General features: G+C 45.2%; 27 protein-coding genes and 3 tRNA genes. 8 read left to right on the top strand and 22 right to left on the bottom strand.

Going from position 1 to position 26,169, the window contains the following annotated elements:
* Window positions 1–149 precede the first annotated feature (149 nt).
* The 3 genes from B2W60_RS12090 to B2W60_RS12080 all read right to left on the bottom strand — a co-directional run bounded on the left by B2W60_RS12090 (window position 150) and on the right by B2W60_RS12080 (window position 427).
* Window positions 150–225: transfer RNA gene (locus B2W60_RS12090), tRNA-Thr, on the bottom strand.
* 20 nt (window positions 226–245) lie between these two features.
* A tRNA-Gly gene (locus B2W60_RS12085) sits at window positions 246–319 on the bottom strand.
* A 23-nt stretch (window positions 320–342) separates the two neighbouring features.
* A tRNA-Tyr gene (locus B2W60_RS12080) sits at window positions 343–427 on the bottom strand.
* A 169-nt stretch (window positions 428–596) separates the two neighbouring features.
* On the opposite strand from B2W60_RS12080, the gene hslV reads away from it, so the two are divergent.
* From hslV to ubiB, 6 genes are read left to right on the top strand one after another with little or no spacing between them, the layout of a single operon-like run.
* The gene (gene hslV, locus B2W60_RS12075) at window positions 597–1,142 is read left to right on the top strand and encodes an ATP-dependent protease subunit HslV (RefSeq protein ID WP_292360242.1); all 546 of its coding nucleotides are present in this window, start codon (window positions 597–599) and stop codon (window positions 1,140–1,142) included.
* A 2-nt stretch (window positions 1,143–1,144) separates the two neighbouring features.
* Window positions 1,145–2,470 carry an ATP-dependent protease ATPase subunit HslU gene (gene hslU / locus B2W60_RS12070; protein WP_292360243.1) on the top strand — a complete coding sequence of 442 codons (1,326 nt, stop codon included), beginning with the start codon at window positions 1,145–1,147 and terminating at the stop codon, window positions 2,468–2,470.
* A 9-nt stretch (window positions 2,471–2,479) separates the two neighbouring features.
* Window positions 2,480–2,845: a DUF971 domain-containing protein gene (locus B2W60_RS12065; protein ID WP_292360244.1), complete on the top strand. Its 366-nt coding sequence runs from the start codon at window positions 2,480–2,482 to the stop codon at window positions 2,843–2,845.
* An 8-nt stretch (window positions 2,846–2,853) separates the two neighbouring features.
* Entirely contained in the window at window positions 2,854–3,600 is a 747-nt protein-coding gene (gene ubiE / locus B2W60_RS12060; RefSeq protein ID WP_292360246.1) for a bifunctional demethylmenaquinone methyltransferase/2-methoxy-6-polyprenyl-1,4-benzoquinol methylase UbiE, read from the top strand.
* A 3-nt stretch (window positions 3,601–3,603) separates the two neighbouring features.
* A complete protein-coding gene (locus B2W60_RS12055; protein WP_292360248.1) occupies window positions 3,604–4,206 on the top strand; it encodes a ubiquinone biosynthesis accessory factor UbiJ in 603 nt (200 codons plus the stop codon).
* Window positions 4,203–5,870, top strand: a complete 1,668-nt coding sequence (gene ubiB / locus B2W60_RS12050) for a ubiquinone biosynthesis regulatory protein kinase UbiB (RefSeq protein WP_292360251.1) — start codon at window positions 4,203–4,205, stop codon at window positions 5,868–5,870. The genes B2W60_RS12055 and ubiB overlap by 4 nt, the downstream gene beginning before the upstream one ends.
* On the opposite strand, the gene B2W60_RS12045 is transcribed toward ubiB, so the two are convergent.
* From B2W60_RS12045 to B2W60_RS12020, 6 genes are all read right to left on the bottom strand, one after another.
* The gene (locus tag B2W60_RS12045) at window positions 5,871–7,538 is read right to left on the bottom strand and encodes a formate--tetrahydrofolate ligase (protein ID WP_292360253.1); all 1,668 of its coding nucleotides are present in this window, start codon (window positions 7,536–7,538) and stop codon (window positions 5,871–5,873) included.
* Between the two features lie 72 nt (window positions 7,539–7,610).
* Window positions 7,611–8,219 carry a UbiX family flavin prenyltransferase gene (locus tag B2W60_RS12040; protein WP_292360255.1) on the bottom strand — a complete coding sequence of 203 codons (609 nt, stop codon included), beginning with the start codon at window positions 8,217–8,219 and terminating at the stop codon, window positions 7,611–7,613.
* Window positions 8,212–9,567, bottom strand: a complete 1,356-nt coding sequence (mpl, locus tag B2W60_RS12035; protein WP_292360257.1) for a UDP-N-acetylmuramate:L-alanyl-gamma-D-glutamyl-meso-diaminopimelate ligase — start codon at window positions 9,565–9,567, stop codon at window positions 8,212–8,214. The genes B2W60_RS12040 and mpl overlap by 8 nt, the downstream gene beginning before the upstream one ends.
* Window positions 9,568–10,080: a YIP1 family protein gene (locus tag B2W60_RS12030; RefSeq protein WP_292360259.1), complete on the bottom strand. Its 513-nt coding sequence runs from the start codon at window positions 10,078–10,080 to the stop codon at window positions 9,568–9,570.
* 125 nt (window positions 10,081–10,205) lie between these two features.
* Entirely contained in the window at window positions 10,206–11,162 is a 957-nt protein-coding gene (locus B2W60_RS12025; protein ID WP_292360261.1) for a PQQ-dependent catabolism-associated beta-propeller protein, read from the bottom strand.
* A 28-nt stretch (window positions 11,163–11,190) separates the two neighbouring features.
* On the bottom strand, window positions 11,191–11,988 hold the full coding sequence (locus tag B2W60_RS12020; protein WP_292360262.1) for an ABC transporter substrate-binding protein: 798 nt from the start codon (window positions 11,986–11,988) through the stop codon (window positions 11,191–11,193).
* A gap of 283 nt (window positions 11,989–12,271) precedes the next feature.
* Between B2W60_RS12020 and B2W60_RS12015 the strand changes: the two genes are divergently transcribed.
* Entirely contained in the window at window positions 12,272–12,514 is a 243-nt protein-coding gene (locus B2W60_RS12015; RefSeq protein WP_292360263.1) for a hypothetical protein, read from the top strand.
* A gap of 29 nt (window positions 12,515–12,543) precedes the next feature.
* Here the strand turns inward: B2W60_RS12015 and secF are convergent, their stop codons facing one another.
* From secF to tgt, 4 genes are all read right to left on the bottom strand, one after another.
* A complete protein-coding gene (gene secF, locus B2W60_RS12010; RefSeq protein WP_292360265.1) occupies window positions 12,544–13,494 on the bottom strand; it encodes a protein translocase subunit SecF in 951 nt (316 codons plus the stop codon).
* A 14-nt stretch (window positions 13,495–13,508) separates the two neighbouring features.
* Window positions 13,509–15,365: a protein translocase subunit SecD gene (gene secD / locus B2W60_RS12005; protein WP_292360267.1), complete on the bottom strand. Its 1,857-nt coding sequence runs from the start codon at window positions 15,363–15,365 to the stop codon at window positions 13,509–13,511.
* A 49-nt stretch (window positions 15,366–15,414) separates the two neighbouring features.
* Window positions 15,415–15,744 (bottom strand): preprotein translocase subunit YajC, encoded by a 330-nt coding sequence (gene yajC / locus B2W60_RS12000; protein WP_292360269.1) that lies wholly within the window; start codon window positions 15,742–15,744, stop codon window positions 15,415–15,417.
* 75 nt (window positions 15,745–15,819) lie between these two features.
* The gene (gene tgt, locus B2W60_RS11995) at window positions 15,820–16,926 is read right to left on the bottom strand and encodes a tRNA guanosine(34) transglycosylase Tgt (RefSeq protein ID WP_292360271.1); all 1,107 of its coding nucleotides are present in this window, start codon (window positions 16,924–16,926) and stop codon (window positions 15,820–15,822) included.
* Between the two features lie 121 nt (window positions 16,927–17,047).
* Between tgt and pyrF the strand changes: the two genes are divergently transcribed.
* Window positions 17,048–17,740, top strand: a complete 693-nt coding sequence (gene pyrF / locus B2W60_RS11990) for an orotidine-5'-phosphate decarboxylase (protein ID WP_292360273.1) — start codon at window positions 17,048–17,050, stop codon at window positions 17,738–17,740.
* Between the two features lie 104 nt (window positions 17,741–17,844).
* Here pyrF and B2W60_RS11985 read toward each other — a convergent pair whose 3' ends face one another.
* The 9 genes from B2W60_RS11985 to fliJ all read right to left on the bottom strand — a co-directional run bounded on the left by B2W60_RS11985 (window position 17,845) and on the right by fliJ (window position 26,133).
* The gene (locus B2W60_RS11985; protein WP_292360275.1) at window positions 17,845–19,038 is read right to left on the bottom strand and encodes a methyl-accepting chemotaxis protein; all 1,194 of its coding nucleotides are present in this window, start codon (window positions 19,036–19,038) and stop codon (window positions 17,845–17,847) included.
* A gap of 36 nt (window positions 19,039–19,074) precedes the next feature.
* On the bottom strand, window positions 19,075–20,352 hold the full coding sequence (locus tag B2W60_RS11980) for a flagellar hook-length control protein FliK (RefSeq protein WP_292360277.1): 1,278 nt from the start codon (window positions 20,350–20,352) through the stop codon (window positions 19,075–19,077).
* An 85-nt stretch (window positions 20,353–20,437) separates the two neighbouring features.
* Entirely contained in the window at window positions 20,438–21,793 is a 1,356-nt protein-coding gene (locus B2W60_RS11975) for a globin domain-containing protein (RefSeq protein WP_292360279.1), read from the bottom strand.
* The gene (locus B2W60_RS11970) at window positions 21,793–22,509 is read right to left on the bottom strand and encodes a ParA family protein (RefSeq protein ID WP_292360281.1); all 717 of its coding nucleotides are present in this window, start codon (window positions 22,507–22,509) and stop codon (window positions 21,793–21,795) included. Before B2W60_RS11970 ends, B2W60_RS11975 begins: the two co-directional genes overlap by 1 nt.
* 3 nt (window positions 22,510–22,512) lie before the next feature.
* Window positions 22,513–22,971 (bottom strand): chemotaxis protein CheW, encoded by a 459-nt coding sequence (locus tag B2W60_RS11965; protein WP_292360283.1) that lies wholly within the window; start codon window positions 22,969–22,971, stop codon window positions 22,513–22,515.
* Window position 22,972: 1 nt separating this feature from the next.
* Window positions 22,973–24,862 (bottom strand): chemotaxis protein CheA, encoded by a 1,890-nt coding sequence (locus tag B2W60_RS11960; protein ID WP_292360285.1) that lies wholly within the window; start codon window positions 24,860–24,862, stop codon window positions 22,973–22,975.
* Window positions 24,863–24,873: 11 nt separating this feature from the next.
* Window positions 24,874–25,236: a response regulator gene (locus tag B2W60_RS11955; RefSeq protein ID WP_292360287.1), complete on the bottom strand. Its 363-nt coding sequence runs from the start codon at window positions 25,234–25,236 to the stop codon at window positions 24,874–24,876.
* Window positions 25,221–25,520, bottom strand: coding sequence for an STAS domain-containing protein (locus tag B2W60_RS11950; RefSeq protein ID WP_292360289.1), 300 nt, complete (start codon window positions 25,518–25,520; stop codon window positions 25,221–25,223). The genes B2W60_RS11955 and B2W60_RS11950 overlap by 16 nt, the downstream gene beginning before the upstream one ends.
* Window positions 25,521–25,689: 169 nt before the next feature.
* On the bottom strand, window positions 25,690–26,133 hold the full coding sequence (gene fliJ / locus B2W60_RS11945) for a flagellar export protein FliJ (RefSeq protein WP_292360291.1): 444 nt from the start codon (window positions 26,131–26,133) through the stop codon (window positions 25,690–25,692).
* Window positions 26,134–26,169: the final 36 nt, after the last annotated feature.

Below are 26,169 nucleotides of genomic sequence, written 5' to 3'. Positions count from 1 at the left end.
CCATGGTCAACGTGACCAATAGTGCCCACGTTTACGTGGGGTTTTGTACGTTCAAATTTTGCCTTAGACATGCCAGTCTCCCCGCCAAACTTTTTAATTGTTAAAATCAAAAACAGGCAAGGTACTCCCTGCCCAATCAAAATCAAAAATGGAGCCCGCAATCAGAATCGAACTGATGACCTCATCCTTACCATGGATGCGCTCTACCGACTGAGCTATGCGGGCCAATTCTTCCAAAACTAAAATGGAGCGGGTGATGGGAATCGAACCCACATAGTCAGCTTGGAAGGCTGGAGTTCTACCATTGAACTACACCCGCAAAATAGTAAACTCTTAATTAAATGGTGGAGGGGGGAGGATTCGAACCTCCGAAGGTAGAACCGTCAGATTTACAGTCTGATCCCTTTGGCCGCTCGGGAACCCCTCCACTAAAGAGGTCGCATTTTCCGGAAATCCCAGCTCGCTGTCAACCACTATCTCACTTTTACATGATAAAAGCCTGCCGGGGCTCAGTAAAACCGATTACGAACTGCATCAGAGCCAACGGCATAGTATACTGCACCGCTATTTTTTCTAAATTAATACTGGAGTTTTTTATGGAGCAATACCGTGGCACCACGATCCTCTCATATCGTCGTGACGGCCAGGTAGTGATTGGTGGTGATGGCCAGGTCAGTCTTGGCAATACCATCATGAAAGGCAACGCCCGCAAAGTCAGACGTCTTTATCATGATAAAGTTATCGCCGGGTTTGCTGGTGGAACTGCGGATGCGTTTACGTTATTTGAACGCTTCGAAGCCAAACTGGAAAAACACCAGGGCAACCTGACACGGAGTGCCCTTGAGCTGGCAAAAGATTGGCGTACTGACAGAATGATGCGCCGCCTTGAAGCCTTACTAGCGGTAGCGGATGCCGATGCTTCGTTGATTATCTCTGGTAATGGCGATGTTATCGAACCGGAAAACAGCTTGATCGCTATTGGCTCTGGTGGCCCATTCGCCCAGGCAGCTGCAACAGCCTTATTACAAAATACTGACTTATCGGCTCGTGAGATTGTTGAAAAAGGCCTGAATATCGCTGCTGATATCTGCATTTACACCAATCATAACCTCACCATTGAAACATTGGATTACAACGAATAATCATGAATCAATCACTTACCCCCAAACAAATCGTTCACGAACTAGACAAACACATTATCGGTCAGCATGAAGCGAAAAAAGCCGTTGCGATAGCATTACGTAATCGTTGGCGTCGTCAGCAACTTGATGTCACATTGCAACAGGAAGTAACCCCAAAGAACATCTTGATGATTGGCCCCACTGGTGTCGGTAAAACTGAAATTGCCAGACGTCTTGCTTCTTTGGTTAATGCTCCGTTTATCAAAGTCGAGGCCACTAAATTCACGGAAGTGGGTTATGTGGGACGCGACGTTGAATCAATTATTCGCGATCTGGCTGAAAGCGCAATGAAAATGCTGCGTGAAAATGCAATCAATGAGGCAAAACCCCGTGCCTTGGACGCGGCAGAAGAACGTATTCTGGATTCGTTACTTACACCAGCTCGTGGCACTTTAACCGAAGAAGAATCCAATACTCGTCAAAAATTTCGCAAAATGCTGCGAGAAGGTAAGCTGGATGAACGGGAAGTTGAGCTGGAGTTGGCACAGCATCAGATGGGGGTGGAGATTATGACACCACCTGGAATGGAAGAACTTACCAGTCAGTTACAGGATATGTTCCAGAATATGGGTAACCAGCGAAAAACCACCCGTAAACTGACGGTAGCAAAAGCCATGCGCTTACTAAGCGAGGAAGAAGCAGCCAAACTGATTAACGAGGAAGACTTAAAAGCAGAAGTCATCCAGCGGGTTGAACAAACCGGCATTGTATTTCTCGATGAAATAGACAAAATCACTCATCGCGGTGAAGGTGCAGGTAGTGGCGCTGACGTTTCCCGAGCCGGTGTGCAACGTGACTTATTGCCATTGGTTGAAGGCAGCACTGTTTCCACCAAATACGGCATGCTGAAAACCGACCATATTCTGTTTATTGCTTCCGGTGCATTTCATTTAAGTAAACCATCTGATCTTATCCCCGAACTTCAGGGTCGATTACCTATTCGTGTAGAACTTAATGCACTGACAACCGATGACTTTGTCAGAATTTTAACCGAACCGGATGCCTCTCTTACTGAACAGTATTCAGCGTTGTTAGGGACTGAGTCGGTCGATTTAAGCTTTACCGCCGATGGCATAAAACGACTTGCCGAGCTGGCCTGGCAAGTCAATGAAAAGACCGAAAACATTGGAGCACGTCGTTTACACACCTTACTCGAAAGACTGCTGGAAGATATTTCCTATGAAGCTGGTGAGGAAGCAGGACAAAAATTTGTTATTGATGAAAATTATGTCAGTCAGCAACTGTCAGAGCTGGTGCAGGATGAAGACCTGTCACGATATATTCTTTAAAGGACTTTTATGAGCCAGGCATCGTTACCAAGCGAAATTCAGTTGCACAAACAGTCCAGGAAACTTGAGCTGGTCTATGGCGATCAACACTATTTACTGTCTGCCGAGTTCCTGCGCGTACACTCTCCTTCCGCTGAGGTCCAGGGTCATGGTCCCGGACAGGAAGTATTACAGGTACAAAAAGAAAATGTTGGCATCAGTAATATTGAACCGGTAGGACATTATGCTATCAAAATCTATTTTGATGATGGCCATGACAGTGGATTGTTCAGCTGGGAGTATCTTTATGAACTTTCCATGCATCAGGATGAATACTGGCAGACCTATCTGGAAAAATTGATGGCTGAAGGCTACGAACGTCAGAGTGATGCCTGAGAGGATATATGGAAGACAATAACACCACGCACTTCGGCTTTAAACAGGTTCCTACCGAGGAAAAGGCCAGACATGTCGCCGAAGTCTTTCATTCTGTCGCTGGTCGCTATGACTTGATGAATGATTTGATGTCGATGGGAATCCATCGGATTTGGAAACGCTTTACCTTGCACAATAGCAATGTGCGACCTGGTGCTAATGTTTTGGATATCGCCGGTGGCACCGGTGATTTAACAGCTCGTTTTGCCGACATGGTGGGTCCAACCGGAAAGGTAGTACTGGCAGACATCAATGCTTCCATGCTGAACGTTGGCCGCGATCGACTTACTGATTTAGGTAAAGCCGGCAATATTGAGTACGTGCAGGCCAATGCTGAAGCTTTGCCATTTCCTGACAATACTTTTGATTGCATCACCATTGCTTTTGGTCTGCGGAATGTCACCGATAAAGACAAAGCTCTTCGCTCAATGCTACGAGTACTAAAACCCGGTGGCAAATTACTGGTATTGGAATTTTCCCAACCTGCCAGCTGGTTAACACCTATCTATGATGCCTATTCGTTCAAGGTATTACCCACATTGGGCAGGTTATTTACCAATGATGCAGAAAGTTACCGCTATCTGGCTGAATCGATTCGTATGCACCCGGATCAGCCCAGTTTGAAAAAAATGATGGAAGAAGCCGGATTTGAACGAGTCGATTTTTTTAATATGTCTTCCGGTATTGTCGCGTTACATAGCGGGTATAAATTCTAGCTCATGAGTCTGTTTTTAAAGCCAATTGAAATGGCATTGAATCATGCATTGCGCTTTGATATGGAAAGCCATCAACAGCTTCAGCGTTTTGCAAAGCGAAGTATCCGTATTGATATCAGCAATCTGAATCTGGCAGTGATGGCCAGATTTACCGAAGACAACATTGTTCTGGACTCAGCCGGAGATGATATCGCTGACTTGATGATCAAAGCGGATAGCTTTGCCTTGTTGAAGCTATTAAAACAGCCAGACAGCTTGTTTTCCAATCAGATACAGATCCTCGGTGATGTTCAATTCGCCAAACAATTACAGGACTGGCAGCAACAGTTTGATTTCGACTGGGAGCAACAGCTCGCCAATATAACCGGGGATGCTCTCGCCTATCCTCTTGCTCAGGGTTTACGTCGGGGGGGTGCCTGGTTGGATGATAATCGGTCTGAGTTAGAAACCAGTGTCGCCGAGTATCTGCGAGAAGAAAGTCACTTCCTGCCCGATAAATCACAAACAGATCGGTTTCTGCAACAGGTAGACATACTCCGTGCCGATACCGATCGGCTTGAAGCCCGAATAAAAAGACTGCAAAACACCATTGAGAGAAAATCATGAAACTCGGTCAGTTCGGACGCTTATTACAAATTAATCACGTGTTGGGCCGTCATCGCCTCGACGAACTGATTCTCGCCATACATTTTTTCCGTCCCTACCGTTTTCTCAGCTGGTTTTCTCCCTATCGATGGCGCCATAAAGCCGACTTGCCCAGAGGCGAACGAATTCGGCTGGCGTTACAGGATTTAGGGCCGATATTTGTCAAGTTTGGTCAGATTCTCTCGACCCGGCGTGATTTATTGCCTGAAGATATTGCTGACTCCCTGGCAAAACTGCAGGATCAAGTTGCGCCTTTTCCCAATGATGTTGCTCTAGCGCTAATCCATGCTGCCTATGAAGAAGGCGAACCGGAACGCATTTTCAGTCATATTGATACCGAACCATTGGCCTCGGCGTCAATTGCCCAGGTGCATGCCGCGACATTGACTGATGGCAAGCAGGTTATTCTTAAATTAGTCCGTCCGGGCATTGAGAAAGTCATCCGCCGCGATGTCGACTTGCTTTATACACTTGCCGGTTTAGCTGAAAAATACTGGTCTGAAGGCAAACGTCTGCGACCACGGGAGGTTGTTGCCGAACTTGAAAAAAATCTGTTTGATGAACTGGATATGTTGCGGGAAGCAGCATCCGCTTCACAGTTGAAACGCCATTTTGCTGATGAACGGTTATTGTATGTTCCCGAAGTCTACTGGTCATTAACCAAACCAAACCTGCTGGTGCAGGAACGGGTATTTGGTGCACCAATCAGCAATATCGCGCTACTGAAACAACATAATATCAATTTGGAATTGCTCGCCACTATTGGAGTGGAAATTTTCTTTACCCAGGTATTCAGACATAGTTTCTTTCATGCTGATATGCACCCGGGCAATATTCTGGTCGACGTCAATAATCCACAATTGCCGCGTTACATTGCCATTGATTTCGGCATTATGGGCACGCTGTCACCTGACGATCAGCGTTATCTGGCCGAAAATTTTCTCGCTTTTTTTAACCATGACTACCGTCGGGTTGCCGAGCTACATATTCAGTCAGGCTGGGTTCCTGCTGAAACGCGAATGGATGAGTTTGAATCAGCTATTCGCAGCGTCTGTGAACCCATATTTGCTCGTCCGCTAAAAGAGATTTCATTTGGGCAGCTGTTGTTGAGACTGTTTCAGACCGCCCGACGTTTTAATATGCAGATCCAGCCTCAATTGGTTTTACTGCAAAAAACGTTGCTGAATATTGAAGGGCTGGGACGGGACCTGTATCCCGATCTGGATTTATGGCAAACCGCCAAACCAATTCTTGAGCAATGGATGAAAGAAAAACTGGGTTGGCAGGCGGCGGTTAAATCGTTGCAGAAAGAAGCACCAACCTGGGCTGAAACATTACCAACCTTGCCACGCATGTTGCATGATTTGACGAAACAAGCCCAGGCGGGTCAGTTACATATGCAGTTGTCATCCAAGGATTTAGATAAAATTCGTCAGGAAGTTCGGCATTCCAGTTATCGAACTGCCGCCGCAGTCAGTGGTGCAGCCCTTATTGTGGGTGCAGCGATAATTAAAGGGCTGGATGGTTATTCATCGAACATGTTGGCCGGCATGCCGGTGCTCAGCTGGATTCTGGGACTTTGGGGTGGATTAATGCTTTATTTCAGCCTGCGGCGTTCTGATTAATCAGAACAAGCCGCTGATCACGCCATTATCATCAATATCAATTCGCTCGGCAGCAGGAATCTTTGGCAAACCAGGCATGGTCATCACATCGCCACACAAAACCACAATAAATCCTGCACCACGCGATAAACGAACATCACGTATGGTGATCACATGTTGCTCTGGCGCACCACGCAAAGTTGGGTCACTGCTGAATGAGTAGGGTGTTTTTGCCATACAAATCGGCAAATCACCATGCAGGGATTGAAACTCGCCCAATTTGTTCAGTACTTTTTTATCCGCGACGATTTCATTTGCTCCATACAATCTTGTCGCAACGGCACTGATTTTGTTCCACAACGTCTCATTATCGCTATACAGCAATTCACATTTACTCGATTGCTGTAGTTTTTCCACCACTGTCTGTGCCAGTAACTCTGCCCCTGCTCCACCTTGAGCCCAATGTCTGGCCAAAACAGCAGTTGCCCCCATGGTCTCCACAGCATCTTTAATCAACGCAATTTCCGCATCACTGTCCTGAATGAAATGATTGATTGCCACAACACATTCCAGGCCGAACTCGTTTTGTAAATTGTGTAAATGCTTACGGAGATTGGTTAGCCCCAGCTCAAGCGCAGATAGATTTTCAGCGGCCAGATCAGGAACATTAATGCCGCCATGATATTTCAAAGCTTTAACAGTCGCGACCACTACAGCCAAATCCGGACGAATACCGGCTTTACGGCACTTGATATTAATGAACTTTTCAGCGCCGAGATCGGCTCCAAAGCCGGCTTCAGTGACTACATAATCGCTCAGTTTTAACGCCATTTTAGTGGCGATAACCGAATTGCAGCCGTGTGCAATATTGGCGAAAGGTCCACCATGTACAAACGCCGGATTATTCTCAAGTGTCTGTACCAAATTCGGCTTAATGGCTTCTTTCAGCAATGCGGTCATGGCACCGTGAGCATTGAGCTCACTGGCATAGCGCGGCGTACCATCGGTTGAATAGCCAATTAGGATATTCCCCAGTCGTTGTTTCAATTCGCTTAATGATGCTGCCAGACAGAAGATTGCCATCACTTCCGAGGCAACCACAATATCAAAACGGTCTTCCCGGACGAAACCGTTCGCTGGCCCCCCCATTCCTATTGTGATTTGACGTAAGGCCCGGTCATTCATATCAACAACCCGTTGCCAGGTTATTTTACGGGTATCCAGCTGCAAGGCATTGCCATGATGAATATGGTTATCAATCATTGCTGCCAACAGATTATGTGCGGCAGCGATGGCATGAAAATCACCGGTAAAGTGCAGATTGATGTCTTCCATCGGAACCACCTGCGAATAGCCGCCTCCAGCCGCGCCACCTTTCAAACCAAAGCATGGGCCCATGGAAGGTTCACGAACACAAACCGTAGCTTGTTTGCCAATACGGTTTAATGCGTCGCTAAGTCCAATGGTAGTAGTGGTTTTGCCTTCGCCGGCCGGCGTTGGGCTGATGGCAGTAACCAGAATTAATTTGCCATCGGCTTTGTCTGCCAAATCGTCCATCACCTGCAGAGAGACTTTGGCTTTATAACGACCATAGTTGTCCAGATCATCCTCCTGCAAACCTAATTTTTGCGTGGCGATCTCGGTAATATTCTGCATTGTTGCTTGTTGGGCGATTTCAATATCTGACATGCTATTTTCCGAATTTTGACTCTGCGGGCATTATACGCGAGTTAATCTTTAGCCCTGTATCCGGGCCGATAATTATTCGCCCCAGCGAGGCATTAATTGGTGTTCGATACCGGCTTGATCAAGAATTCTGGCTACCACAAAATCAACAATATCTTCTAGCGTTTGCGGCCGGAAATAAAAGCCGGGATTAGGCGGCATGATGCATACCCCAAGCCGGGATAATTTCAGCATATTTTCCAAATGAATCGCTGAAAATGGCGCTTCCCTTGGAACCACGATCAATTTTCGCTGCTCTTTGATCATCACATCCGCAGCACGATTTATCAGGTTATCGCTGCCACCACAGGCAATAGCCGACAGTGTACCCATGGTGCATGGACAAACAATCATCGTCGGGACTGAATGAGAACCGCTGGCCAGTGGTGAAGACCATTGCTGCTCGCCATATAGTTTTATCTGATCCACTTGGCAATTAAACTGCTTCTCCAATACTTTAGTGGCATCTGCGGCGCGAGATGGTAATTTCCAATCCAGTTCATCTGCTAATACAATCCGGCCAGCAGCGGAAATCATCAGATGCACGGTTATTCCCTGCAGCAACAATTGCTCCAGTAAACGTTTGGCATACGGCGCACCCGATGCACCGGTAATGGCCAGTGCAATTTGTCGAGGATCAGTCATCGGCTAATGCATCCAGAATTTTTTGATGAATACCACCAAAGCCACCATTGCTCATCACCACAATATGATCACCTGGTTTGCTTTGCCTGACTAAGTGAGCGACGATATCATCAATACTTCGATGCAAGACTGAGGTATCACCCAGCTGCTGTTGAATGTTATCTAAAGACCAGGATAATTTGGGATCCTGATACAGGATAACTGCGTCTGCTGCTTGTAATGAGCTGGCTAAAGTCAGTTCATGAACGCCCATTTTCATAGTATTGGAACGCGGTTCTAATACGGCGATCAATCTTTGCTGACCAATATTTGCCCGCAAGCCTTGCAAGGTTGTGGCAATCGCTGTCGGGTGATGGGCAAAGTCATCATATACTTTTATGCCACGACATTCGCCCCGAAGTTCCAATCGGCGCTTCACACCTTTGAACTGGTTCAGGGCTTCACAGGCATGTTCTACGGTCACCCCAACATGATGTGCGGCAGCAATGGCCGCCACAGCATTATTCACATTATGCCTTCCCAGTAGAGACCAGTTCACTGTGCCGTTTTGTTGTTTTTGTTGTACAGTGAAATGATGCCCATCTTCTGCAATTTCATGTAATTGCCAGTCTGCCTGCTCCCCATCCATGGACTGTCTGGGTGTCCAGCAGCCACGATCAAGGGTCTGCTCTATTGCAGGAATAGCATATGGTGTAATCACCAAACCCTCTGATGGCACGGTACGTATCAGATGATGAAACTGTGTTTGTATGGCAGCCAGATCGGCAAAGATATCCGCATGATCAAATTCCAGGTTATTAATCACTAAAGTGCGCGGATGGTAATGGATAAATTTGCTGCGTTTATCAAAAAACGCTGTGTCGTATTCGTCGGCTTCAATAACAAAAAACGGTGTATTTCCTGTTGACGCCGATTGACCAAAATTACCCGGCACACCGCCGATCAAAAAGCCGGGTTGCATGCCGGCATATTGCAGAATCCAGGCCAGCATACTGCTGGTTGTGGTTTTACCGTGAGTTCCTGCGACGGCTAATACCCAACGATTAATAAGAATATTTTCCGCCAGCCATTGCGGCCCGGAAATATAAGGTAACCCCTGATTGAGCACATATTCTACAGCAGGATTTCCACGCGACATTGCATTGCCCATGACAACCATATCAGGCGCCGGTTGCAGATGTTCCGGTAAAAAGCCCTGCATAACCTCAATGCCGGCATCAGCTAACTGATCACTCATCGGGGGATAAACATTGGCATCCGAACCTGAAACCGTAAACCCACGTTCACGAGCTAATAAAGCAAGTCCACCCATAAACGTACCGCAGATACCTAAAATATGAATATGCACTCAGGCAACTCCAGACATAACGAGACCATTCAATATAATAGCCAGCACCACATATAAAATTGTCAAGGCAACTGCTTTTGGAGCAGATATTTCAAGTGCACGACGAATGATATGCGCTGTAACCATCAAGCTCCAGAACATCACCAGCATCAATGCAAATAAAATAAAGTTTGCAGTATCTGACTGTTCAGCATACTGACGAAATGCCCATAACAACGGCATTGCCAGCAACCCCAATATGCTGCCTGTGCCAGCCATTGCCATCAACGTCTGTTGATATCGCGGCATATAATGATTGAAGCGGAGCAGAAAATACAGGAATGTCATTAAGACAATCAGATCGGTTACCCCAACCCATAAGCTGATTCGCATGGACATATCAATCTGGTTCATTGATACGCTGACGATGAAATAGGCAAATAGAACCAATCGCAGTAATTGATTATTCGCTGGAAGACTATCTGGCCCTGAACGGAACAGGCAAATGTCAGTAAATCGCAGTATAAATTTCATGTGCGGCATCATAGCGCGTCAGCAATGGTTCACAAAATATTTCTTGTCTCTTTTATATTTTCAACCATAAAAAAACCCGGCGACGCCAAACGCTGCCGGGTTTAATTTTAGTTAACCTTTTACTCTCAGTCGTCCAGAGCAACGCCCCATGGGAAAGCGCCGACTTTAATCGTTTCAATGCGTTCCTGTTTAGCCGTATCAACAACTGATACTGTGCCATCAACACCATCAGCCGTATAAAGTCTGGAACCGTCTTTAGAAAGATCCAGTCCCCATACCCGTTTCCCAACTGGCACATTACCTTTTAATTCAAGTGTTTCTGCATCCAGGAAAGCCACTGAATTGCCGCGGCCGGTGGTGACATATAGCATTTTATCATCGGGGCTGACTTTGATATCCATTGGTTTGGAATTTTCAACATCAATAGCCGCTTTTTTGATAATTTTGTACGTTTCCATATCAATGATGGCAACTTCATTGCCAATTTCGCTGGTTGCGTACGCCAAACTACCATCGCTGTTGAATGCAAGGCCACGCGGGCGGGCTGCAACAACCAGATTTGCTACTAATTTATAGTTTGTGGTTTCAATGATATGCACCATATTACTGGACTCACTGGTGACTAATGCATATTTCCCAGTAGGCGAGACAGCAACACCTTCTGGCTCTATTCCGACTTTCACAACAGCCAGTTTTTCATTACTTTTCGGATCCAGGAACGTTGCTTCACCATCATCTTCGTTGGAAATAACAATATGACCCGTTACAGGATTCACGCCAAAGGTTTCAGGATCATCGCCCGAATCCAGTGTTTTAAGGACTTCCAGGGTATTTACATCAACAACAGCAATAGCATTATCATCACTGATAGCAACATAAAGAAATTTTTGATCCGGTGACAGACCGATACCACGTGGACGTTGGCCAACATCAATCGTGGCTTCAACTTTATTGGTGCGAGAGTCAATGACACTTACCGTATTATCTCTTTCATTCGTCGCGAACAAGCGATTTGTCGGTTCAGCTACGGCAGCAGTGCTCGCCACGATCATTGAACTCAGTAAAAGTGTTTTAAATTTCATTTATTGTTCTCCTGATTATTTCTCAACTTTATTTGCAGGTTACTTTGCCAAGACTGTCCAATCCGCCTTTAAAACCACGCAGCGGTGCTTCAGCAAGGATTTTATTATCATTATCAACGAGTAATAGAATCTGGCGTAACTGACCATTTTCTCGGAAGTTTGCGTTGTCACCTTTTTGGCCATCAAAAACCAGATCGGTTTTAAGGTGATTCAACATAAATGCCGCATCATACTGCATGGTTTGCACAACGGAATCAGCAATCATTTTAGTTCCGGCCCAGCCAGCCCAAGCATCATCAGACATTTCTTCACCTTGATTTTTCTCAAAACGGCTGTTCAGCTGTCTCGCTGCAAATTTTACAAAATCCTGGTGCCAGCTCTGTGCTTTAGCAGGTTTATCCGGATTTTTTTCCTGCCACTGTGCCAAAGCATCGGCACGCATCTGCTCGCTGGGAGTGACATGAAATAAATTGGGTAAACAAGCTTCCCGCAATTTATCAGAAGTCGAGTTAAGGTTAATTATCGGGACAGCAGCATACTTGTCTGTCTGAGCAACTTTCATGGTGAACTCATCATCAGTTGCCAATAACAATACCGTTTCTATATCAGTTGTCTCAAGCGCCTCTGGCTCGACAACTTCAAGTTGATATTTTTGTCCTAAAAATCCACCCTGCAGATTGGCCTCTTCAATTCCCTGCTGTACTCCGAGCCAAACCTGACCTTCTGTCGGGCCCACATAATGCATGGTGACATCGATTTCTTCTGCAAAGCCCAGTTGTGGCCAGACAAAAGCCAGGACTATGCCATACTTTTTTACGTGATTCATCCATCTCTCCTTCCACTACAAATCCATCTTTAAGATACTGACTTTGATTGATTAGATAATCAGAAAAATCCTTAACGATTAAGGAATTTATCCCACCACACCACATCGTTAAAATACATTTTACTTTTATAACAACAACTTAGAAACAATCCGCTGTGGTTAACAATTCATTTAATATAAATAATGGCTGATATGAACCACTTCCAGATATAAAAGCATTATTTTTCCTCAAGAATTACATCGCTGTGTCGTTAACAGTTTTACTAGACACAGAGTGAATCAAATGAAAAATAAATCACTGGAGCTGGATCTCAGGCAAATCATGCAAGGTTTGGAAGAGTTTGCCACGTTCATGAGTTACCAAAGTAACTATGAAGGTTTACGCATTCTAAAAGTGGAAACCCATCATGAAGACAAACAACATGATCCAATGAACATTATTCCGGATAATGTTGTATCCATGGAAAAAGCCCGAATTACCCGGACTGATTTCATTGAAGAGCTTCCTGTTAAAAGGTACCAATAAAAAAGGCCCGTATCACGGGCCTCATTTTACTAAACCTGGCTTCCATCAGGATTAATCTCGTTATCCTCATCTTTCTCCGGCGGCATCAAATCTGTTTTGGTGACACCCATCAATAACACGGCCGTACCCGCCACATAGATTGAAGAATAAGTACCCACCAAGATTCCAATCAATAAAGCGGTCGCAAAAGCATGAATTACTTCGCCACCAAAAATAAACAAAGCAAACACAACGAGTAAGGTCGTCATCGATGTCATGATTGTTCTGCCGAGTGTTGCATTTATCGAGGTATTAATCACTTCAAGCGGTTCCGCTTTACGCATTTTTAGAAAGCTTTCTCGAATCCGGTCAAATACAACGATAGTATCGTTCAGTGAATAACCAATAACAGCAAGTATAGCGGCCAGTACAGTGAGATCGAAATCCAGTCGGAATAACGAGAAGATACCGACAGTTATTATGACATCGTGAACCAGAGCAAGAACTGAAGCTATTGCAAAACGATATTCAAAACGCAGAGCCACATAGATCAGAATACCAATCAAGGCATAAACCATTGCCAGACCACCATCCTCAGTAAGCTCTTCACCCACTTGAGGGCCGACAAATTCTACCCTTCTTACTTCTAATGCATCAGTTTGCTCAGACTGTAATAGCGCAACAACTTTATTACTGAGTTCAGCCATATTTTCCGTCTCAATCACCGGAAGACGTATAAGTACTTCGGTTAATGAGCCAAAATTCTGCACCAAAGCGTCCTCAAAACCGCCCTGTTCCAATGTAGTACGAATCTCACCTAAATCGACAGGTTGTGGATAACCGACTTCAATCATGGTGCCGCCGGTAAAGTCGATACCGAAATTCAAGCTGTTAGTGACAATCGAATAAACTGAAATCAGTAACAGGATAGCCGAAAATGCTAAGGCAAACTTACGTATACCAACAAAATTAATGTTTGTTTCTTTGCTTAATAGATGCATGACACAAGCCTTAATTAAATAGACAGTTTTGGTCGTTGTTGACGACCATAGATAAGGTTAACGACCATGCGAGTACCAACAATTGCAGTAAACATCGATGTCAATATGCCCAGAGAGAGAGTAACGGCAAACCCTTTAATTGTCCCTGTTCCGAATCCAAACAACACAATTGCAGCGATCAATGTCGTAATATTCGCATCGGCAATCGTTGAGAACGCTTTTGAATACCCCGCATCAATACTGGCTCGCGGGCTGTTACCGGATCGTAATTCTTCACGGATACGCTCAAAAATAAGTACGTTGGCATCTACAGCCATACCCACCGTCAAAACGATCCCGGCAATACCAGGCATGGTAAGCGTTGCCTGTAACATGGATAACAAAGCCACAATTAACACCAGGTTGGCAGCCAAGGCCAGATTGGCCACAGCACCAAATACCCGATACCAGATAATCATGAATACAAGAACAAGCGCAAAACCAATCATCACAGAGGCAAAACCCTGATCAATATTTTCTTGCCCTAAACTAGGACCAACAGTTCGCTCTTCAACAATATCAATCGGCGCAGCCAAGGCACCTGCACGCAGTAATAAGGCAAGATCACGTGCTTCAGTGGTGCTATCCAAACCCGTAATCTGAAACTTTTTACCTAACTGGTCACGGATAGTGGCAACGCTGATAATCTCAGGAAGCTGACGCCTTACACTGACCTCTTCACCATCTATGATCTGGGTTTCAATTTTAGATTCAATAAAGACAACCGACATCGGATTGCCGATATTGTCACGGGTAATATTGCTGAAGATACGCGCACCTTGACCATCCAGTGTCACAGAAACGGCTGGCGATCCGGATTGACCATCTATCGTTGAAGCAGCATTGATGACATGTTCGCCAGTCAGCATTACCCGCTTGTTTAACAGATAAGGTCTGCCATCACGATGATAAAACAGTTCTGAGTTTGCGGGAACACGACCATTCAAAGCATCTTGAACATCATTTTCAAAATCCACTAAACGAAATTCCAGTGTTGCCGTAGCACCCAGGATCTTTTTCGCCTGAGCCGTATCCTGAACCCCTGGAAGCTGTACAACAATACGCTCTTGTCCTTGCTGTTGAACTGTCGGTTCAGCCACGCCCAGCTCGTTAATACGGTTGCGCAGAGTGGTAATATTCTGTTGTAAAGCCAATGTTTGCGTTTCACGCACTGTTGCTTCATTCAACTGAATGGCCACCGTTGGACGATCCGCATTTTCATCAATTACGGCAATAAGTTCATTGTGTTCGCGATTGATTTCACTGACAGCTGCATCACGATCAGCTTCCTGGCGGAACCCGAAGGTCAACACATCACCATTCACATTCACCTGCGTATAACGAATCGTCTTGTCACGAAGCAAAATACGAATATCGCTGGCGTAGCTTTCAAGTGTTTGCTTCAACACTGTGTCCATATCCACTTCCATCAGGAAATGCACACCACCACGTAAGTCAAGACCGAGATTCATGGGTTTCGCACCCATCGAGCGCAGAATTTGCGGTGTATTGGGCGCTAAATTCAACGCGACAATATAATCATCATCACTCAGGCTTTGTTGAATAAGCTCACGGGCCTTGAGCTGTTCATTCGCATCACTGAAACGAATTAATAAACGATTTTCTTCCAGCACAACGCCTTTATAGGGAATATCGGCTTGTTTCAGTGTGGATTCGATTTCATTGACTAATTGCAAATCAACACTGTTTAGTCTTCCAGCGGAAACCTGTACAGCAGGGTCATCACCAAAAAGATTTGGCATTGCGTAGATAATGGCCGTGACAATGACGACCACAACCAAGAGATTTTTCCAGAGGGGGTATCGGTTCATTTTAAGATCCAGATATCAAAAAGGCTGCTCTCCGGCAGCCTCTTCATATTTACAGTTTTTTCAATGTGCCTTTAGGAAGCACTGAATTGATTGATTCACGACGCACTTTAACCTCAACCGCCTCAGCAATTTGCAGGTTGATAGCATTGTCGTTAATTTCGTTAATTTTCCCCATCAAGCCACCATCTGTAACCACTTCATCGCCTTTAGCCAGCGCTTGTTGCATTGTGCGATGAGCTTTAGCTCGTTTTTGCTGGGGACGAATCAACATCACATAAAACAACACCAACAAGATGATCGGGAAAGCAAAGTCCAACAAACCTGGTGATCCAGATTGTGATGCCGCTTCAGCAAAAGCAGGTGAAATCAGAAAATCCATCGTATTTCCTCTAAACTGATAAATAAAAGACAGTGATTATGCCACAGCCAACTTCTGTCTGATAGCCAATTACTATCATTGGGGACGTTGTTGTCGCATTGCATAAAAAGACTCGCGGAACTGTTGCAAAGAGCCCGATTCAATCGCCCCCCTGAGTTGCTGCATCAAGCGTTGATAATAATGCAGGTTATGAATGGTATTCAGACGAGGCCCCAGCATTTCACCAGTACGATCTAAATGATGCAGATAGGCACGACTATAGTTCTTGCAGGTATAACAATCACAATATGGGTCCAATGGACCTGTGTCTGTTTTATGACGACTGTTACGGATCTTGATCACGCCCTCATGCACAAACAAATGCCCATTGCGGGCGTTACGGGTTGGCATCACACAATCAAACATATCCACACCCAGGCACACCGCCTCAACCAAATCTTCAGGTCTTCCGACCCCCATAAGATAACGGGGTTTATCAGCCGGCATTTTATCACTCAGATGCTCAAGAATTCTTAGCATATCTTCTTTTGGTTCGCCAACTGACAAACCGCCAATGGCATAACCATCGAAGCCTATTTCCGTCAGTCCTGCCAAGGATTCATCGCGTAAGGCTTCATGCATACCGCCCTGAACAATCCCGAATAATGCCGAAGGGTTATCCCCATGAGCAGCCTTGCTTCGTTCGGCCCATCGAAGCGATAACCGCATGGAACTGGCAGCCGTTTTTTCATCAGCTGGATAAGGTGTACATTCATCAAAAATCATTACAATGTCACTTCCCAGTGCCCGCTGCACTGCCATCGATTCTTCGGGTCCCATAAAGACTTTATCGCCACTGACCGGTGAACGAAAATGTACACCTTGCTCTGTGATTTTGCGCAAATCTCCAAGACTAAAAACCTGAAAGCCACCTGAATCGGTCAAGATGGGTTTATCCCAGCGCATAAAATCATGCAGATCACCATGCTGCTGAATAATATCCGTGCCGGGGCGCAACATCAGATGAAAGGTGTTACCCAGAATAATTTCAGCGCCTGTAGCTTTGACCTCTTCTGGCGTCATGGCTTTTACCGAACCATAGGTCCCGACGGGCATAAACGCCGGCGTTTGTATATTGCCTCTGGCAAAACTCAATTGTCCGCGCCTGGCCAGTCCGTCTTGTGCTGAGGTAACAAATTTCATTGAATCAACCCATCAAAAATTGGCGCACAGGATAGCATTATCATCAAGGTTGGAGTGAAATCAGACGCAAAAGACGGCCAGTTAAGGTAGGATCTGCATTGAAATTTTAGTGGAAATCAGCATGACTCAATCAAATATCATTGTCGCTTTGGATTACCCTGATGCAAATTCAGCACTTGCTATGGCTGAACAACTTGATCCAGCGCGGTGTAAGCTTAAAGTCGGCAAGGAATTGTTCACCCGAAGTGGCCCGGAAATTGTCAAAAATCTGCAGCAGGAAGGTTTCGATATATTTCTGGATTTGAAATATCACGACATTCCTAACACCGTTGGCAAAGCCTGCGCTGCTGCAGCCGATTTAGGTGTCTGGATGATGAATGTGCATACCCTGGGTGGACCGGCGATGATGTCTGCAGCCCGGGAAGCCATTGGCAGCCATCATGACGCTCCTTTATTAATAGGCGTTACATTGCTCACCAGTATGGATCAACAAACTTTCGAAGCAATTGGTTTACAGGGCACTATCCCAGAAACGGTATTACGTCTCGCCGTAATGGCTGCAGATAATGGATTGGATGGTGTTGTCTGCTCAGCACACGAAACAGCCATGTTAAAAGCTGAGCTGGGGAGCCAGTTTCAACTAGTGACGCCGGGGATTCGTCCGTCAGGAAGCACTAAAGGTGATCAACATCGTATCATGACACCCGCGCAAGCCATCAAGGCAGGCAGTCATTATCTTGTTATCGGTCGACCGATTACCAGTGCCGCTGACCCCATGCAAAAATTGACCGAGATAGAAAACGAATTGCGATGAGCTCTGGGGGCTTGCTGATCAAAAAACTGCTGTGATGGAAACCCGCATAAAAAAGCCCGCATTGTAAGCGGGCTTTTTTACGCCAATAGCCGGAGTTATAGAGACTAAACTTTAAATTTAGCGGAAGCATCCTGCAATTGAGAAGACAGACTGCTAAGCGTATCTACCGCTTCGGAAGTCGCTCTGGCACCATCTGCAGTGTGGTCAGCAATCTGACTGATATTCACAATACCACGATTGATATCTTCGGCTACTGAGCTCTGTTCATTTGCCGCATTGGAAATCTGTGTACTCATTTCATCCATGGTAGAAATCATCGCAGTAATCGTATCCAAAGCAGAACCGGCACTTGCCGCTTTTTCAACACTGGTCTTGGCACTTTCGCGACTTTCATTCATCACTTTTACCGCAGCGCGTGCTCCCTGCTGTAATCGTTCAACCATTTCTTCAATTTCATGTGTTGAAGATTGCGTTCTGGCAGCCAGAGTCCGAACTTCATCCGCTACAACAGCAAAACCACGGCCATGTTCACCCGCACGTGCAGCTTCAATCGCAGCATTCAGCGCTAAAAGATTGGTTTGCTCGGTAATGCCGCGAATCACATCAACAATGGCACCAATATTGCCGATATCCGCTTCCAGTTCGCTTAAGGTATCTGCCGCTTTTTCGACTTCACTGGCCAAGGTATCAATTGATTGCATCGTTTCCAGCACGACTTGCTTACCGGCCTTGGCTTCATTGTCAGCATTACGCGCCGCCTCGGCTGCATTGGTCGCCGTCCGTGCAACCTCCTGAACTGACGCGGTCATTTCATTCATTGCTGTTGCAACCTGGTCGGTTTCTTCCTGCTGTTTCAATACACCGGTCACCGTTTCTTTACTGATAACAGTCATGTTTTGTGTTGCTGTATTCAGCTGGCTGACACCGCCGGTCAGTGTGTGTACCAGATTAGCGACGTTTTTTCGGGCACTGTCTAATTCAAAAGCCATCCAGCTAAAATCACTTTTCCCAGATATAGCAATTTTTTGGGTGAGATCGCCTTTTTTAATGTTCTGAATGCCGTTAACCAGAGTTGTCGCTCGCTTATCTCCAAAACGCCCGATAACATGAGCAAGGAACATGATTAATACACTGCCAATAACCACAAATCCAGCAACCACTTTAAGCTGTTGCATTGAGGTAACAGCATTAAGCTCCATGTAGAACATCAAACTCGCCAACAGCACTAAACCGATAATGCCAAAACCAGCAACAATGTACATGCGTTTTCTAAGCGAATAATTCTCTAACTTAAACACGTCGGTCTCTCCAATCTAAGTCTATTATTATAATTATCAGGCAAACACACTGACACCAACACTATTATCTGTTGAATCAGCAGAAGTGAGCGCTGCCTCATCATCCATATCGTCCATTTCAATAATAACTTGAGCCGTATTATTACCATCTTGTAATTGCTCATCCTGCTCAGAACTTTGCGAGGACTGATCCTGATGACTGACTTCAGCATGATTAAGCGCCAATCCATTGTCACTGAAACTCTCGCGCAATCTTGGCAGTGCCTGCTCCAGGGCATCTCTGGCGGCGGCATTTGAGGCGACAAACGTAACACTTGTCTGTTCATTTTGCATGCTCAGTCTGACCTCTACTGGTCCCAGATGAGCCGGATTCAGCCTCAGTTCCGCTTGCTGCACACCTTCACGCGCCATCCACACCACTCGACTACTCATCACTCTGGCCCACGCCGCATTATTCAATTGTGGCTGAATATCCAATGATAAAGCCGGACTTCCTGCGCTGGCCACGCCTGCCACAGGTGTCGCTGTTCCCGTCGTTGCAGAGAACACTAAAGGATTACTCAAGGTGGAAGCAGGACCTTTCTCTGTTAATGGCTCTACCTGACGCATGGAGGCAATAGCTTCGGCACTCGCAGCATTCGTTTGCTGAGGCATTTTACTCGCGTTTTGCATCATCGATTTAAATTTTTCGGTAGCAACCGCTTCGCCTTCACCACCTTGTTTTTGTATGGCTTGCAGTATATCCGCACGGATTGTAGTAGCAGGACTATCCGCATTATTTGATTTGCCTGTCTGTACGCCAATGCTTTGGGCAGTCGGCTTTATTACCGACGCAACTAAATCAGAGGTTTTTTTATCAGCAGTTACATCCGTTATCTGAGGGAGATTTGTTTTATTGACCAGCCCCTGTTGAGCAGAGATTTTTTTGCCACCAGCTTCATCTGTAACTGGCGTGACCGACAATATAAGTGGATGTTTAGCTTCATCACTGGTTTCTGCAGCTTCTTCCGAAGCAATCTTATCTGTTTCTTTTTCTGTCTTTGCAGTGCTTTTGTCAGTTTTTTCCAGCGGCAACTTTTTGCCGTCTTTCGATTCGGACTTTTCCGCTTTATCGTTTTTTTCCGTTTGTTTTGAATCTATTTTGGAATCGGCTTTAGCTGTTTTATCCTTTGCAGATTGTTGGTGGTCATTCACCCTACGATCCAGTTCAGACGCAAAAGCATCATTATCCTTGTTGTTTACAGCTGATTTAACAGATTTATCCGCATTACTGTTGTTCACAACATTGAGGGAGGGAAGGGTCAGCTGTTGCATTATGTCGTTTCCTTAAACTCTGATTTACCAGCTCATACAGGCTGTTTAAGTAATGAAAAGCAATGGCTGTGCCAAACTTGCAGATTCATGGACCAGCCTTTGAGGAAATCGCATGGATAAGATGCGTTAAGGCTTGTGTCTGTTGAGATAATTGGTGACTGATTTGTTCAATTGAATGGCGATTCTGGCTCTCCTTAACCAGAAGGTTTTGAGTCAGCTCCATTTCCAGTTGCCGGGCAAGCTCAATACTTTTGGTTAACTGTTGCTGCTGTAGTCCGGATTGAACCTTTAATGGTTGCAGCAATTGACTCAACTGCTGATTCAGGACGCGGATCTCCATTGAAAAGTCGCGTAGTTGACGTGCTTCATCACCAAGTTTTGCCGCTTCCACTGTACAGTTTAAAGCCAGCAAACTGGTTTCAAATACAGCGTCATCTATTTCCTGCAACATCCCCGTCAAATGACCGTTTTGTGTTTGTACTTCATTAAGGACTTTTTCAAGTGACGTTAAAAGATTGCTGTGTATTGTTGAGACACCAGTGGTTGACGATGTTTTGGGGTCTTCCGGATGTTGACTTACTGCCGCAGTTTGCGGATAACACTCAAGCAAAAAACCTTCCGGTTCATCATTTTTATACAACACAGAAATTGTCACTCTCAAATCGAGATCCGCATAATGCAAATCAATGCTTCTCGGTAACTGCTCAAAGTTACTGAACCAGTCGATTGGAAAGGGTATTTTTTCGGCAAAATGTTGTAGAGAAGCCCCGGTAATACTGTCAAAACTGATATTAGGGAAAAAATGTTCAAGACTGGCTTGGTGTTTATTTAACAAACTTTCAGCGGCCGCATTGAGATAACGAACCACCAAATTCAAATCCATCATCACCATTGGAGTTGCAGTTTGAGCTACAGCTAGCGATGTAAGTGCACACTCCGCAGTGGAGTTTTGATTTGTCTGATTAACCGCTTCAGGGTCTGTAACCTGCGTGACGGGTGTTTGCATCAACTCGGCGACATACTCAAGAATGTTGCGCCAGGCTTGCTGTAACGGTTCATTCCATTCCTGCTCAGAAAACTCAGAAATCACCGATAACCAGTTTTCAATAAACATCTCGTAATGCGAAGCTTCGACACCATATTGTTGATGACGAACACCTAATCCCTGCAGGTAATCCTCAATTATTGCTGAGTCACGTAAATGCTTAATCAGCATAACCATGGAAGCCAGTAACTTTTTATGCTGTCCTTCAATTGTTACTGATTTGAATAAAGTCGTGGTCTCAGGGTATTCAGCAAATAAGCGCTGATAAAAGCGCTCAGCCAAAGCGTCGCTGAACCCCATCAGCGTAGCAAAATTATGTTCAACCAGCGTGATATCATGCTCAGCCAAATCAGCTGATTCACTGACCAGATTTTGTCGTAGCGCATTTTCAGCCATTAATCTGCTCTTCCCAACAGCAAATCGTTTGCCAGAGATTGATAATCTGCCCGATTGGCAGACTCGTTATCGTATATCACCGTTTTCAGCACTCGCTTCGGAAAATACTGCGTTAATAAATGACCAAACTGGTAAGCAAAATCACTGCCATCCGGTAATCTATTTAAACACAGCCATAATCTTAATGACTCTGCTCTCAACTTCGACACCCGTTGCAATACGGGTAACATTTTTATCATACCGCGTAGTGCTCCGTGTCCTGCAGAAACCGGAATTAACATATCTGTAGCCGCTAACACCGCATTGGTCCCTAACAACCCCGATAAGGCTGCACAGTCAATTAGAATAATATCTGCATCTGCCTGTATTGTCGAAGTAAGTAATTGCTTCAGTTGCATACCGAGTTTTGCCGAGGGTGTTTGTTGCTCGTACAAAAGCAGCTCCGGACCGGATGCAATAAGCGATAGATGCTCAGTTAAGGGCAGTAATAGCTCGCTTGCCAAAGCATTATCACTTAACAGGGCATCCATTCCTGGTTGCGTTTCAGGCACACCGAACTGTCGGCTTAAATCAGACTGGGGATCCAAATCCAGCATTAAAACCCGATAGCCCATTTCTGCCAGGATAACACCTAAATTTGCAGTGACCGTGGTCTTCCCAACATCATGCGTTTGGTTCATCACCGCAATGATGCGCTTGGCTCCTTGCTCAGACATCCCTTACGCTTGTTCCTTAATCAATTGCTCAAATAATTTACTGATATCAAGCCAATGGATTTTTTGTGAATGATTGTCCAACACAGCCTTCAAACAAGGATGAACCGCTGAGCTTGATGACATTTTATGCAGATCTTCCTTGAGCAAAACGCTACTGAGATCTGTTACACAAAGCGCCAACCAGCGCTGTGAGTCCCGAGGATGGCGCAATAACACAAGTAACGGATAAGCAGATTGAATCACTGGCTCAGCGGAACCTATTAGTTCATTCAGATTGACGACCGGTACAATTGCATTACGAATATGTGCCACGCCTGACAGCCAATCAGGTGTATGTGGCAATTGAAGTATATCCTCCAGTGCGAACACACTGACAATACTATGGACTGGCACCATGAACTTTTGGTGACTGATCACCATCAACTGGTAAATATCCTGATTTAAATGCACTTCGCTGGTCATTTCAGCTTTCACCAAGGTTTGAGAATGACATCAACAATCTGCCGGGCTCGAGCAATAAAGCCAAACTTCCCTCAGGCAATATGGCAACCCCTTTAACGCCACTCAGATGACGATAGTGTGGACGCAAGGATTTGATTAACAACTGCGCCTGTTCTGCCAGACGCTCCACTTGCACGGCAAAAAAATGGTTTTCCGCATTCAATACGATGATAAAGGTCGCCTCATCATCTTCAGGCTCAGGTGCCAATTGCAGAAACTTACCGAGATCGAACAAGGGAATTTGACGACTATCATCCGTAATAAACCACTGCTTGCCATGCTGCCAAATCACTCTGTTGCTATCAAAAGCATAACTATCGATTAAATTGATTAACGGCAATGCAACTGTCTGCCCGGAAACGCTGACCAGCTGAACATCAACCAGAGAACGCTGAACAGGAATATTCATCGTAAAGCAACAGCCTTTTCCCTGAGCAGAGACCAACTCAATACTGCCGCCCAAATCGGTAACGTGCTGCTTGACCACATCCAGCCCGATACCTCTCCCGGAAATAGCATCGGCCGATTTAGCCGTTGAAAAACCCGCACGAAAAATCCACTCGCTGAGTTGCTGACTGTTCTTTATTGAGTTCTGAATGTTAATGCCCATTTGCCTGGCTTTTGCCAGAATCTGTTGCTCGGACAGTCCCGCTCCATCATCACTGAAACGGATTAATAACTGCTCATCGATTTGCTCGGCGGATATATGAATCTGCCCATTAACGGGTTTGCCGGACTGTTGACGCTGTTCAGCGGATTCAATTCCATGCGCCAGCGCATTGCGTAACAGGTGCATCAAGGGATCCATCAATGAATTGATGATCAGACTATCCAGTTCAATGGCTGCAATATGCATATGCAGTTGTACGGGTTTATTGGTTTTTTGTCCCAGATCAAAAGCCATCCGAGGCAATCTGGCAAAAGCATCAGCCAAAGGGCGCATCGTAATCTGTAACAGCTGTTGCTGTAACAGTTGCTGCTGGCGCTTCATCGCATGATTACGACGCGACAAACGAACTTTATCCGTATGATTTAACTGGTCTGTCAACGCAATAGCTTTATATAACTGCGACTGCAGCGTTTGAGAAACAGTGAGTAATGAATCCAGATCCGCTTCATTCAGTTTGTAACGATTTGGCTCAATGAGCCGGTTGGTTTGGGGTAAAGCCAGTAAATCTATGGTTAAATCACACAGATGTTTTACCCATTCGAATTGAGTCGCCAGCTTTTTATAATCCAGTTCTGCTTTAAGGGTGATCTGCCAGCGCAGATAACATTGAAATGGATCAAAATCAGCAAAATCCGGCAATTTATCAGTGAATACCGAGACTTTAACAGGCCCCAAATTACGTAATGCCCTGATAATACGTAAAGGATCATGACCGTTTTCAAAAAACTGCCGGTGCGGTGCAAAATCAATTTGCCAAACTGAACCATTTATTTCCTGAGGGAGCCTGGCATTTGATGTTTCTTGAGTACGCTGCACCTGACTCTTCAGCATAGCGATACAATCTGCCAGATTTCCGTTCTGCAACTGCGGACTTAATTCAGGTTCATTTAAGCTTTGGCGGCAATAGTCAATTGCTGTTAACAACGTTTCACTATCCTGCACACTGAGTTGCTGTTTATCTTCCAAAAAACTCTCTATGGCATGGCAGACCTGCGCCATAACATCATGACCAAAACTGGCTGCCGTACCTTTCAAAGAGTGCAGTAATCTGCGCGTTTCTTGCGGCTCATTGTAGGCCGATACCTCCTGTAATGAGGATACTGTCCATTGTTCTATTTGCTGCAATGTCTCCAGCGCTTCTTCTTGAAAAGCGGCTGTTGCAGAAGATAATGAAGGTTTCATTGATATCAGATTTAATTCAACAGTGAATTAACCGTCAGGACCAACTGCTCAGGGTCAAACGGTTTTTTCAACCATCCGCTGGCCCCGGCGCTGCGTCCAATTTGTTTTTTATCTTCATCTGTTTCGGTCGTTAACAGCAGCACGGGAGTAAACCGGTATTGCGGTAGTTGGCGAAGCAGCACAATGAATTCCGGCCCACTTAGCTGTGGCATATTAAAGTCACTTAATATCAAATCGAACTGCACTTCAGACACCATTTCAAGCGCCTGTTTACCATCTTCTGCGCACAACACCTCATGATCGGAATTCTGCAAAATAATTTGCAGCATTTGTCTTAACGAAGGCGAATCATCCACTACTAATATGCTGGCCATCCTAGTTTTTCTCCATTGCCTGATTCGTCTGATGACTGCTGGTTTTCCATTGTAAACATTAATCCTGATAAGTTGACTGCATCCTGAAAGTTCTCACTCATATCTGACCAAACTACCTGAATACCGTAATGTTGTGCCTGTTGATAAAATTGATACAACAATTGCAGAGCTGCGGTGTCAATTTTTTGTAATCGACTGACATCGATATAGATGCTGTCTCCAGCAAGCAATAGTTTCAGACAATGCAAATACCAAAGCTCCAGTTGAGTAATGGTGAGCTGCACTCCGCAATCCAGCGTTGTTTTTGTATGCATCATAATTATGGCTTTTCAAATACTGTTTTTGACAAAAAAACTTGGAGGCAACACGTTATCCATTGGCAAACCTATCAAAATTCCAAGCTGCACGGAATTTTCCGCTTTTTAAAGGTTAATGCAGAGACTATGCCAGTGTTTATTTATGTCTGCGCGCCCAGAGCATAGCAGTATGTTCATCTGCCAACCGCTGTTCCAGTTTTTGCTGTCGTTGTTCGGCTTCGTTTTGGTAGCGATCTTTGAGGGATTCGATTGAACGTTGTTTATTTCTGGCTTCCAGCCATCGCTGTTGTTGTTTTTGTGTCTGAACAAAACAGCGTTCAACCTGACTCTGTTGTAAGCGTATAGCCTGATCTAACTGAGCCAGAAAATTTCGTAAATCAATGGCTTTGCGTGCGCTCATCTGTAGCGCATCGCCTTGTCGAAACTGTTGCAGATATTCTTCACGATATCGCAATAAGTCATTGAGCTGATGTCTTTCCTGATCTAATACGTTATTGGCCTGAACCAAGTCTTGCATGGCCTTATCCGTATCACGGCCAGCCATTTCAATCACTGGGTTTAGTTTAGTTGCCCGTGTCATGTGCTCATAAACCCCGTATAAGAAAAGTTAAAAGCA

This window comes from Methylophaga sp. UBA2496 (assembly GCF_002341635.1).
Taxonomy (GTDB): Bacteria; Pseudomonadota; Gammaproteobacteria; order Nitrosococcales; family Methylophagaceae; genus Methylophaga.
Note: the sequence above shows the minus strand (reverse complement) of the source record. Positions and strands in the feature narration are given on the sequence as shown.